Source organism: Psychrosphaera sp. F3M07 (assembly GCF_018860345.1).
Lineage (GTDB): Bacteria > Pseudomonadota > Gammaproteobacteria > Enterobacterales > Alteromonadaceae > Psychrosphaera > Psychrosphaera aquimarina.
In genome coordinates this window covers 78231-90716 of sequence record NZ_JAHKPJ010000016.1, presented here as the reverse complement: position 1 = coordinate 90716, position 12486 = coordinate 78231, and the positions used below count along the sequence as shown (strand labels likewise).

Sequence of the window (12486 nt, the reverse complement as noted above, 5' to 3'; positions counted from 1 at the left end):
TGTTTCATACTCCTTAATTATTGCGTTAGGAGACAGTTGTAACAAGATGTTTGCGCACTTTTAACGTTTGGCTAATCTGCAGTTAATTTTACGCATTAGTTGCGATTTTAAATGTAAGTAAAGAGACAACTAAAAATATTGGTTTTAATTCTATATAGATATGGTTATTATCACTGGGTTACTATCAGGTCAGACCAGAGGGTCTGAGATAATTTGTTCGGTTATGTTATGAACAACTACACTTGGACAAATAATAATTTATACAGGGTAAAATAATGACAGCTAATAAACTTCAAACTAGAAATGGTGATCGTATCGCGGTTGTTGCCGGATTACGTACTCCTTTTGCTAAACAAGCAACGGCTTATCATGGAGTGCCAGCTCTTGATTTAGGTAAGATGGTTGTTTCTGAAATGTTACAACGTTCAGAATTAGATCCATTAGAAATAGAACAGTTAGTTTATGGCCAAGTTGTTCAATACCCGTCAGCGCCTAACATAGCACGTGAAATCGTTTTAGGCACAGGAATGAATGTGCATACCGATGCTTATTCAGTATCGCGTGCATGTGCTACAAGTTTTCAGTCTACCGTAAATATCTGTGAATCTATCATGGCAGGCCACATATCTGTGGGAGTTGCCGGTGGTGCCGATTCATCTTCTGTCTTACCTATTGGTGTAAGTAAAAAATTAGGCAGAGCCCTTGTTGATTTAAATAAAGCGAGAAGCTTAGGCCAGCGTTGGAATATTATTAAGAAGTTAGGTTTTAAGGACTTAATGCCGGTTCCTCCTGCCGTTGCTGAGTACTCAACGAACCTAAGCATGGGCCAAACGGCCGAGCAAATGGCTAAAACCCATAATATCAGCCGTGCCGATCAAGACGCATTAGCGCATCGCTCACATTCATTGGCAACTAAAGCTTGGGAAAGTGGCATCTTTAAAGATGAAGTTATGACTGCACATCCTGAACCGTTTAAAGGGTTTATAGATATGGACAATACGGTTCGTACTAACTCTACCGCGGATGGTTACAGCAAGTTACGTCCAGTATTCGATCGTAAACATGGTACGGTAACGGCTGCAAATTCAACAGCATTAACGGATGGTGCATCAGCAATATTATTGATGAGTGAAAGCAAAGCAAAAGCGTTAGGTTATGAACCTTTAGGTTATATCAGAAGCTTTGGTTTTGCAGCAATTGACGTGTGGGAAGACATGTTAATGGGACCGTCGTATGCAACGCCAATTGCACTAAAACGTGCGGGCATGAATTTAGCTGATTTAGATTTAATAGAAATGCATGAAGCATTTGCTGCGCAAACATTGGCGAATATGAAAATGTTTAGCAGTAAGAAGTTTGCTCAAGAGCAATTAGGTCAAGACAAAGCCATTGGTGAAATTGACATGGCTAAATTTAACGTTAACGGTGGTTCACTTGCTTATGGTCACCCATTTGCCGCAACTGGTACACGTTTAGTAACGCAAACTATTAATGAACTACGTCGTCGTGGTGGTGGTGTTGGTCTAACAACCGCTTGTGCCGCTGGTGGTTTAGGTGCATCTATGATTGTTGAAGTTGACGGATAATCTAAGCCGCGATTAAGAGTAAAACGATTCAGTCTAATTTTAAGAGAGCCGAAAGGAAACTCAAATGACTCAAGATATTAAAAACGCATCAGCGTTTAGTTTAGAAATAAAAGAAAATGGCATAGGCGTGATCAGCATAGATGTTGCTGATGAATCAATGAATGTATTAAAAGCCGAATTTGCCGAGCAAGTAACCGACGTTTTAGATCAAGTTGAAGCCAATAAAGAGGTTGTTGGTTTAGTCCTTATATCTGGTAAAGACAACTCATTTGTAGCTGGTGCTGACGTGGCTATGTTAGATAGCTGTGAAACTGCAGATCAAGTTAAAGAAATTGCTCAGTTGGGGCAAAAGTTATTTGACCGTATTCAAAATATGTCGATTCCTGTGATTGCTGCGATAAACGGTCCCGCTTTGGGCGGTGGTTTAGAGTTGGCAATGGCATGTCATGGCCGAGTTGTTTCTGATAGCGACAAAACCGTATTAGGTTTGCCTGAAGTTCAACTAGGTTTGTTACCGGGCTCTGGTGGCACACAACGTTTACCTAAGTTAGTAGGTTTACAAAAAGCTTTAGACATGATGTTAGCGGGCAAACAATTAAGAGCAAAACAAGCTGTTAAAGCTGGTTTGGCTAATGAAATTGTTCCAAATAGCATACTTCTTAATACTGCAATTGAAATGGCGTTAAAAGGCAAACCAGTTGTTAAAAAGAAAAAACAACCACTTGTTACTCGTTTGTTAGAAAACAACCCGTTTGGTCGCAAGGTCTTGTTTGATCAAGCTGGCAAACAGGTGATGCGTTTAACAAAAGGTAATTATCCTGCTCCATTTAAGATTATCGAGTGTATTCGCACTGGCGTAGAAATGGGTTATGCAAAAGGGCTTGAAATTGAAGCTCAGCGTTTCTCAGAACTTTGCATGACTCCAGAATCAAAGGCATTACGTGGTTTATTCTTTGCTACAACAGCAATGAAAAAAGAAAACGGTGTAGAAGGGGTTGAACCCGCTAAAGTTAAAAAAGCCGGTATTTTAGGTGGCGGCTTAATGGGTGGCGGTATTGCATTTGTTACGACGACCAAAGCTGGCATCCCAGCTCGTATTAAAGATATTGCTCATGAAGGTATCCGTAACGCGTTTAAATACAGCTACGATATTTTAAGTAAAAAAGTTAAACGCCGTTTTATGCAACACTCTCAAATGCAAAAACAGCTTTCTATGTTGTCTGCAGGGACTGATTTTGTTGGTTTTAAAGATGCTGATATTATTGTTGAAGCGGTATTTGAAGATTTATCACTTAAACAACGAATGGTTGCTGACATAGAAGAAAACTGTAATGACAAGACTATATTTGCGTCAAATACATCTTCATTACCAATTCGTGATATTGCCGCTAATGCAGCACGTCCTGAGAATGTCATTGGATTACATTACTTCTCACCAGTGGACAAAATGCCATTAGTGGAAGTTATTGCTACCGAGAAAACGTCTGACGAGACTATTTCAACAACTGTTGAATTTGCTCGTCGTCAAGGTAAAACTCCGATTGTAGTAAAAGACGAAGCTGGATTTTTTGTTAACCGCGTTTTAGGTCTATACATGAATGAAGCGGCTCAAGTTGCAATGGAAGGTGAGCCAATTGAGAAAATAGACAAAGCGTTAACTAAGTTTGGTTTCCCTGTTGGTCCTATGACGTTATTAGATGAAGTGGGTATTGATGTTGGTTCTAAAGTATCTGCGATTTTGTTTGATGCATTTGGTGAACGTTTTACCGTTCCATCTGCGATGGAAAAATTAATTGCTGATGACCGTAAAGGCAAGAAAAACCAAAAAGGTTTTTATAAATATGGTAAAGCTGCACAACCTAGCTTAATGGACAAATTAACGTTTTCTGGTAAAGGCAAACAAGTTGATGAGTCGGTTTACTCGGTGTTAGGTGTGACGCCTAAAGGCAGTTTGTCATCGGATAAAATTGCAGAACGTTGTGTTGTTCAATTACTAAATGAAGCAGCGCGTTGTTTAGATGCTGGTATTGTTCGTAATGCGAGAGACGGGGATATCGGCATGATATTTGGTACTGGTTACCCTCCGTTCCAAGGTGGTCCATTCCGCTATATGGACAGCTTAGGTATTGATAATTTAGTTGAGATATTAAACGGTTATAAAGAGTTACATGGCTCGCGTTTTGAACCGGCTGAAATATTAGTTTCAATGGCTAAAGACGGTAAAACGTTCTACTAGAAAGGCATTGTCTTCGTAAAACAAACGCACTCAAGAGTGCGTTTTTTTATGCTTGTTTGTCTGGATATCGTTTACAGTAGATTACTGTTGGCAACTTTGGCAGATACCCTTTAATTCCAGTTGACTTGTACTTAGTTTAAATCCGGTTTTCTCAACACTGGCCGTTAATTCACTCATTACTGATTTTTTAACACTAATTTCAGAAACTGAATTACATATCTCACAGATTAAAAACTGAGGGACGTCGTGGCTATGTGAACAAGTAATGTGTGAACAGGCTATGTATTTATTTGCCGATGTGAGTTTATGGACTAAAGAGTGCTCAGCAAGAAAATCCAAAATTCGATAGACTGACATCGCAGGAATACTTTGTTCAAATATATCTCGGTATTGCTCAGCTAGTTCATATGCGGACACGGCTTCACTTGCTTGTATTAATGCCGATAAAACATGTTCGCGTTTGGTGGTTAATTTGACACTATTCTCACTGCAAATTTGATGTGCATGTTTAATGATGTCTTCAAGTAATATATCTTTAACCACAAATGATCCAACTAATGAATAAGAGCTTTATTGTAGTGAATACTCGCTTTGAGGTAAATATCAAAATTGAATAATCTAAATTAGTGTTAATTAATTCTATTTAATTGAAATTTTGAGTCAGATATAAGCTAAACTTATCAATAATATAATCAAGAATAGTTTTATTTTTATGGACTATAATAAACCGAATGACTCAACGAGACGTTAACATAATTTCAATAACTCAATCTCCTATCTATAGAAACCTATTAAAATGGTTTTTGGTTTTATCTATCCTGCCACTGGTGATCATTACAGCCGTAAATTATTACCAATCAAAAACACACCTTGAAAAAATCGCACTAGAAGAAGCAACACTTATCGGGGAAAGTCGTAAGCGTTATTATAATAATTGGTTTCAATCTCGTTTTGATGATTTAGAAGAGCTTTCCGTTTCTCCAGTCACCTTAAAAGTATTAACTACTCTTGAACAAGCATTTGATAAATATAATGGTGATACTAAACAATTTGTTGAATCCAATGTTTGGAATGAGGTCAATGTTCATTCGGCACATGAATTGGCGTTAGCTAGTCTAACCCATGATTTCACACATGATATTTTTATCATAGATAACGAGGCTAATATTCTCTTTAGCATGGCGAAGGAAGATGATCTTGGAACCAATTTAAAAGTTGGAAAATATAAAAATACCTTATTTGCCCAATCAGTTTTGGATACCTTGGATACTGGGTATGAAGTGTTTTCCGATTTAGAACGTTACACCCCCTCTGATGGATTGATATCTGCATTTCTCACTGCTCCTATTTTATTAGATAATCAAATTAAGGGGGTCGTTGCAGTTCAAATTAAATTAGACACGATTCATAATGAGTTAAATTTATTAAACAAAAAACAACCATCACTGACTCAATATATTTTAGGGATGGATGGTAAGTTAAGAAGCAGTTTAACGGATGATTTTAAAGACGTATTAACGTTAATAACAAACTCCAGTTTATTCACTAAGTTTCAGAATAATCCTAGTCTTCAAGGTCGCACCAGCAAAGAATATATTAATAGTTTTGGTGATGTTGTCGTTGGACATATTGTTCCCATTAATATCGCTAACGTGACTTGGCTTCATGTCACTGAAATTAAAAGGACCGAAGCCCTTAAACACGCCGATGAATTTCTCAATTATTCCATAATCTTGTTAATGGTTTTTCTTATTTTTGTTATTTTCCTGGCAAGTAAAAAGGCCAGCGCGTTTATAAAACCAATTTTACAACTAGTTGAACATTCTAATTTAGTTGCAAAAGGACAAAATGTTACAGGTGTCATTGTTGAAACTGACGACGAAGTGGGGCGATTAGCAAAAGCGTTTAATGACATGTTAGTTGCATTAAAGCAGCACGAATCTTTGTTAACTAAAAGTCAAACGGAAGCTTTAGAAGCATTAAAAAAATCAGAACATCAACAATTTGCGATTGACCAACATTGCATTGTCACCATATCAAATCGAGCTGGTATTATTGAATATGCCAACGACAAATTTACCGAGATCACTGGGTACAAACGATCTGAATTAATAGGTGTGACTCACAAGATAATTAATTCTGGTGTTCATCCTAAGTCTTTTTTTAGTGCAATGTATGACGAGATCACTGTAGGTAAAACTTGGCATGGAGAAATCTGTAACAGAGCGAAAGACGGGAGTTTATATTGGGAGAGTACAACCATAGTCCCATTTTTGAATGACTTAAACGTCGTTAAAAATTACATATCAATACGTACCGACATTACAGAAAGTAAACAAAATCAAGCCGCTCTATTTCAAAGTAAAGAACAGTATGAGTCGTTAGTAAAAAATATCCCGGGCATCGCTTATCGTTGTTTATACGATAACGATTGGAGTATGTTGTTTATGAGTGAGCAATGTATAGAGATAACCGGCTATAAGGTAGAACAACTCCTTAATAACAATGAATTGGCCTTTGCTGATTTAATCTTACCTGAGTATCAAAACCAAGTTTTGGAAGACATAAACACAGCGATTAACAATAAAGCCCCTTGGAATATTGAATATAAAATTAAAACCAAAAGTAATGATATTCGCTGGTTATATGAGAAAGGTAATGCGGTTTATAACGAAAGCGGTAAGATTTTATATTTAGAAGGTTTCATTGTTGATATTACTCAAAGAAAACAGTCTGAGAAAGACATGGCTAAGTTATCTAATATAGCCTCACAGACTGATAATGCCGTTATTCTAACGGATACCTCTGGAAAAATTGAGTGGGTTAACAGCGCGTTCACAAAAATTACAGGGTATTACTTACATGAAGTCATTGGCAAAATCCCAGGCCGAATACTCCAAGGTGAATTGTCGGATCTTGATACGGTACATCGCATTAGAACAGCGATTAAAAATAAACAAGCGTTTAATGAAACGCTGATTAATTATAATAAAAATGGTAATCCATATTGGATTGAAATCCGTTGTAAGCCAATTACAAATGAGAATGGCGACGTAACTGGTTTTATGGCTATGGAAATGGATGTATCGGCCAAAAAAGAAATTGAAGATAAAGTGCGTTTGCAACAACGTTTATTAGAAAGCATGAGTGATCAAGCTAAAATTGGCGCATGGGAAGCTAATTTAATTGAAGGTTATGTTTATTGGTCACCAATGACCAAATTGATCCACGAAGTGGATCCGGATTTCGTTCCAAATTTAGAAACTGGAATTAATTTTTATAAAGAAGGTAAAAGCCGAAACCGGATTGTAGAAGTTATTAACCTTAGTATGAAAACCCCTACTGAGTGGCATGAAGAGTTACAAATCATAACTGCCAAAGGACGCGATTTGTGGGTCATTGCACATGGTGAGTCTATTATTGTTGATGGCGTGTGTGTACGGTTATTTGGTTCATTCCAAGATATCAACGATAGAAAACTCGCTGAGTTAAAAGCATTAGATGAAGCAACGCAGAATAAAGTTTTAGCTAACTTAACGGTAAATGAAGCGGTATTAACTGGTAACTTAGACGTTGCTAAAAAACTAATAGTTAAATCAGTCTCGCAAGCATTAAATGCTGAACGTGTGTCTTTATGGACATTCAATAGTGAAATGGCCGCAATTGAGTGTATATCTTTATATGAGCAGTCCAATGATCACATAAGTGAAGGACTTATTCTTTACCAAAAAGATTACCCTGAATATTTTTCAGCTATTGCAACTGAAGCTTTGATCTCTGCCGATGATGCACACTCTCATCCTGCGACAAGATGTTTTTCTGAAATATACCTTACCCCTTTAAATATCAGTTCAATGTTAGATGGTATTTTTTCAACCGGTAATGGGGAATTTGGCGTGTTATGCGTTGAACAAATAGGTGAAGCAAGAACATGGAGTGACCATGAGAAACGTTTTATTATGTCAGTCTCTACGTTAACCAGTAGTATTTTCGCATTAGGTAAAAGACGCATCGCAGAGAAAAAGTTGTTGATAGCAAAAGAGGAAGCAGAAGCGGCGGTAGTCGCAAAATCTGATTTCCTTGCAACCATGAGCCATGAGATAAGAACACCGATGAATGGTGTATTAGGGATGTTAGAGCTCCTGGAACAAGATGGTCTAGATAACGAGCAACTGAAGAAAACACAAGTGGCTAAATCGTCTGCCAATACCTTGTTAACATTGATAAATGAGATACTTGATTTCTCTAGATTAGATGCCGGTAAAATGGAACTAGAGTCCATAGATTTTGATTTAAAAGTATTAGTTGGCGACACATCATTAGCGTTAGCTTTAATGGCGCAAGAAAAAGGCCTTGAGCTAGTTTTAGATTTAACCAAGCTTAATCACAAAATGGTGGTAGGCGACCCTGCAAAATTAAGACAGATCTTAACTAACCTATTAGGGAATGCGATTAAGTTTACCAAAACAGGTGAAGTCAAAGTCGTTGTTAGTACAACGTCAAAAGAGCAAGATGAAGACAGCATCATTGATATAAAAATTGAGGTAATTGATACTGGAATAGGGATCCCTAAAGAAAAACAAAAGCAGTTATTTGACCCCTTTACTCAGGTTGACGCGTCGACAACTCGCCGATTTGGCGGTTCAGGTTTAGGCTTAGCAATATGCCATAAAATTATTACTTTAATGCAAGGGGAAATTCAGGTTTCAAGCTGTGACGGTGAAGGCAGCACCTTTACTATTAACCTATCGTTAGATAAGAGTGCGGTTGATAATCAAACAATGCCGCCATTAGATATTGTTGGGCATAAAATACTTATCGTTGAAAAAAATGAAAGTAGTCGTCTTGTATTACAAAAGCAGTTAGAAGATTGGGGCGCGGTGATCACTTCAGTGTCTTCTTCATATGGGGCATTAGATTTATGTGATGCAATAGATGTAAACGGAACGGATAGCCCATTTGATGTCGCCATTATTGATAAACAGTTACCGAGTATTAATGGGGCTGAGTTAGGAAAACTAATACGCACTAAGCCCAATTGCACAAATATGCCTTTAATAATGATGACAAATCTCGGTGAAAAAGGCGATGGTAATTACTTGGCGTCCATCGGTTTTTGCGGCTACTTCACCAAACCAATCATTACAGAAGACTTAGTTTCAGCATTATCAATCGTGTTTGACGCTGACAAGCTTGTAAGTCAGGCTAATCCTCTGTTGACGTCACATTACATACATAGCTTAAAAGACACGACATCCCCACAATTTGATCAGATGACCACTTTGACTAAACCTGTAAAAGCCACTGAATCGGTAATTAATCAAAGTAGACAAAGCAGTGACGTAGCTGACGACGTACATCAGACTAATAAATATAAAATATTATTAGTTGAAGATAACGTTGTTAATCAGCAGGTTGCTAAATTTATGTTAACCAAACTGGGTTATCAATATGAGTTGGCTGAAAATGGGTTACAAGCAATTAATATATTAAGTAATAGCCAAGAACACTTTGATTTGATCCTAATGGACTGTCAAATGCCAGAAATGGACGGGTATGAAGCAACCAAACATGTAAGAGAAAATAATGCAGGTAAAGTGAATCAAACGATTCCTATTATTGCGTTAACGGCCAATGCAATGGAAGGTGACAAAGATAAATGTATTGCAGCTGGAATGGATGACTACTTAAGTAAACCTATTCAACTTGCTAATTTACAGCAAAAGTTAGAAGAGTATTTATACTAGTTAGAGAGTGCTCTACTGATTGTTGTATAGAGTTTTAAGTTGCTCATATATTAAATTCGACGTTGGAGTTGGTATCCCTAGTTCCTTACCTAACTTCACCACATGTCCTGTGATAAAATCAATTTCAGTTTTTTTATGAGCATCAACGTCTTGATACATGGATGAGTAATTATTAGCGGTTGCTTGGATCACTTGGTAAACCTTATTGATAAGTTGATCGTGCTTTAACCTTACCCCTATAGCTTGGCCTACCGCTAGCGTTTCATTAACAATATTAGTAATGCTTGAACGATAGACATCTTGGTTTAACGCACCATTTTTTATTTTATTAATCGCGGTTAGTGGGTTAATAGCACAATTAATAACTAATTTTTGCCACAATACCTGCTGTAAATTATTTACCATGTTTGCGCTCCCCAAAAGGGACGTAAAATCGTTATTCGTTAACTTTTCCGGTTGAAGTCCAGCGACATGGCTCCAAAGTGATTCTCCTAATCCTGCTTGAAAAACGCCTTGTTCATTTTTATACAAACCGTTGTTGGTGGTGCAAAAAAATAAATCCATGTTATCGGAAATTAGTTCGGTTGCTAGTTCAATAGTACCTAAGCCATTATGGCAGAGGACGATTGCAGCGTTTTCTGCTAAAAATGGTTTAACCTGCGTTAAAAAAGGAACGATGTCATAAGCTTTTAATGGCACGATTAAAAATTGAATTGATGCTGGAACTAAACCAGAAAAGGGCAGCGATTCGGGTAATAATATCGAGTCTTTATTAATCGGGTGAAAGCAAGTTTGGCTGGTCTGTGTTAAATCACGAACGATTTGTTTGCAGCTAATACCTTTGTCCATTGCATTGTATGCAATGAAACTCCCAATAGAACCTTGTCCTGCTACAAACCAGGTTTTATTGTTCATTAAGGAGTTTGTTGAGTAAAGTTTGAAAGTATTTACGCGCTAATAACAAGTAGACAGCGACACCAAATACGTCTGCGATTACATCACCTAAAGACGCTTCTCGGTATGGTAAAAAGCTTTGCATGAATTCGATTAAAACACCGTAAGCTGAAAGTATAATAAGACTTTTTTTAACTGAAAATTGAAAAGCTAAATCCAATAATAAAGCTAACGAAAAAAATATAACAAAATGGCCAACTTTATCAGCATGTTGAAAGCTAATACCTGAGTGTCCACCTTGTTTTAAAAATAAAAATGAGGCAAAAATCACGGCAAGCAGAAATGTTAACTTCAAAACTGCTGGTTTGCTGAATTCAAAACGTATCATAAGAGTAATATTGGACCATGGTGTTAAAAATGAGGTACACATTGAATTCTAACAAAATAATCAAGTCTTTAGGTAGTCTTTAAATTGATATTTAAACTTTTCTAATTTAGGGGTCACAACAATAGCACAATAGGCTTGTTCTTTATTTTCATTCGCATAGTTTTGGTGATATGCCTCGGCTGGATAAAAAACGGATACCGGGGATACTTCGGTCACAATCGGATTGTCCCAAATTTTTAACTTCATTAATTCTTTGATTTGAGATTCTGCCAGTTGTTTTTGCTCTTCATCGTGGTAATAAATAACGGATCGATATTGTGTCCCAACATCATTCCCTTGACGATTTAGTTGTGTTGGATCGTGCAATTGAAAGAAAAATAACAACAGTTGTTCAAAACTAATAATATCTTGATCAAACTCTACTTGAATGACTTCAGCATGACCCGAGTCCCCTTGACAGATTTGTTGATAAGTCGGATCTGGTGTTTGTCCACCTGAGTAACCAGAGGTCGCTGAGATTACACCTTCAACTAAATTCAATGCCGCTTCAATACACCAGAAACAACCGCCTCCTAGTGTTGCTAATTTTATGTTAGACATATAACGTATCCTTAGTATGTATGACTCATTACCCTAATGTATAAAACAAAGAAGATAAATGAAATTTTTTAAAACGGACTGCCCAGTTTGTAACCGATTAAGAGCCGCGATTGTTTGGTGCGTTATCTGTTTATCGATATATTTTATATTTAAGCCATTTTGAACAATTTAAGTTTACTAAAACCTTATAAACTATAGAGAAATTAAATTGTACGCTTGATCAATCCAGCTTATCAGGCTAGAGTTGAATCAGGAAATCTAACAAAAAGTAGAAATTGTAGAGAAATAATATGTCTGAAGCTGCCTATATCACTAGTGGACGTAATACTATCATTCATAAAATTAGAAAAATGGATTTATTGATTGTAAGTGAAATCGAACACCCAGTTATTAAAGTAACACAAAATGGTTTAATGGTTCATGATGGTCCAGTTCCTCGTAACAGAAGAGAAGCTAAGGATGCATACTGTGAAGTAATTCATATTGCATCTCCTGATATCTTTGGAGAGCCAAAAACATTGTTATTTGTTCAATGTTTAAATGGTAAAGAATATAAAGTAGATTACTCGAAAACAGATTCACCTCTATTCATTCGAGTACATCAGCAAAGTTATATTTAACGCTTAGTTAAACGCTAACTTATTTAGAAGTCGATACGTCGGCTTTTTTTATGCTTAAAATTTAATATTTAACCTAAAAAACTAACCGATTTAGGGTTATTCCCGATTTTATTATTGTGTATAGACCTTAAAATACCGCCTAAATAAACTAAATGGTGGTTTCGATGTTGATCTTATTGATAATGTTAATTGTCCTTTGTTTTTCAGTCTACGTAGCGATAGAAGCTATGAAACACGGTATGTCTGAAAAAAGTTGGTTTATAGCTGGTATGTGTTTTGGACCAATTATTTGGCCGATGTTTAATGCAAAACGTAAAATGGCGTTATTAAAATACACGGAAAGAGGATCGGTTCGGTTTCGAGCTTAGTAGAGCTGATATCAATGCCGGTTAGAATTTATAAGGCTAACCGGTTA

At 36.7% G+C, this 12486-nt stretch carries 9 protein-coding genes; 5 read left to right on the top strand and 4 right to left on the bottom strand.

Annotation, left to right across the window (positions count from 1 at the left end):
* Positions 1 to 275: 275 nt before the first annotated feature.
* Both fadI and fadJ read left to right on the top strand, forming a co-directional pair.
* Positions 276 to 1586: an acetyl-CoA C-acyltransferase FadI gene (gene fadI, locus KO505_RS07455; protein ID WP_216054821.1), complete on the top strand. Its 1311-nt coding sequence runs from the start codon at positions 276 to 278 to the stop codon at positions 1584 to 1586.
* 64 nt (positions 1587 to 1650) lie between these two features.
* A complete protein-coding gene (fadJ, locus tag KO505_RS07450; RefSeq protein ID WP_216054820.1) occupies positions 1651 to 3822 on the top strand; it encodes a fatty acid oxidation complex subunit alpha FadJ in 2172 nt (723 codons plus the stop codon).
* A gap of 81 nt (positions 3823 to 3903) precedes the next feature.
* On the opposite strand, the gene KO505_RS07445 is transcribed toward fadJ, so the two are convergent.
* Positions 3904 to 4365 carry a Fur family transcriptional regulator gene (locus KO505_RS07445; protein WP_371819977.1) on the bottom strand — a complete coding sequence of 154 codons (462 nt, stop codon included), beginning with the start codon at positions 4363 to 4365 and terminating at the stop codon, positions 3904 to 3906.
* Positions 4366 to 4553: 188 nt separating this feature from the next.
* On the opposite strand from KO505_RS07445, the gene KO505_RS07440 reads away from it, so the two are divergent.
* Positions 4554 to 9569, top strand: a complete 5016-nt coding sequence (locus KO505_RS07440; RefSeq protein WP_216054819.1) for a PAS domain S-box protein — start codon at positions 4554 to 4556, stop codon at positions 9567 to 9569.
* Between the two features lie 12 nt (positions 9570 to 9581).
* Here KO505_RS07440 and KO505_RS07435 read toward each other — a convergent pair whose 3' ends face one another.
* The 3 genes from KO505_RS07435 to msrA all read right to left on the bottom strand — a co-directional run bounded on the left by KO505_RS07435 (position 9582) and on the right by msrA (position 11451).
* Positions 9582 to 10484 carry a ketopantoate reductase family protein gene (locus tag KO505_RS07435; protein ID WP_216054818.1) on the bottom strand — a complete coding sequence of 301 codons (903 nt, stop codon included), beginning with the start codon at positions 10482 to 10484 and terminating at the stop codon, positions 9582 to 9584.
* The gene (locus KO505_RS07430) at positions 10474 to 10818 is read right to left on the bottom strand and encodes a VanZ family protein (protein ID WP_216054817.1); all 345 of its coding nucleotides are present in this window, start codon (positions 10816 to 10818) and stop codon (positions 10474 to 10476) included. The genes KO505_RS07435 and KO505_RS07430 overlap by 11 nt, the downstream gene beginning before the upstream one ends.
* Before the next feature lie 93 nt (positions 10819 to 10911).
* Positions 10912 to 11451: a peptide-methionine (S)-S-oxide reductase MsrA gene (gene msrA, locus KO505_RS07425; RefSeq protein ID WP_216054816.1), complete on the bottom strand. Its 540-nt coding sequence runs from the start codon at positions 11449 to 11451 to the stop codon at positions 10912 to 10914.
* A gap of 290 nt (positions 11452 to 11741) precedes the next feature.
* Here msrA and KO505_RS07420 point away from each other — a divergent pair, with 290 nt between their 5' ends.
* Positions 11742 to 12071, top strand: a complete 330-nt coding sequence (locus KO505_RS07420; RefSeq protein WP_216054815.1) for a hypothetical protein — start codon at positions 11742 to 11744, stop codon at positions 12069 to 12071.
* A gap of 164 nt (positions 12072 to 12235) precedes the next feature.
* Entirely contained in the window at positions 12236 to 12439 is a 204-nt protein-coding gene (locus tag KO505_RS07415; protein WP_216054814.1) for a hypothetical protein, read from the top strand.
* Positions 12440 to 12486 lie beyond the last annotated feature (47 nt).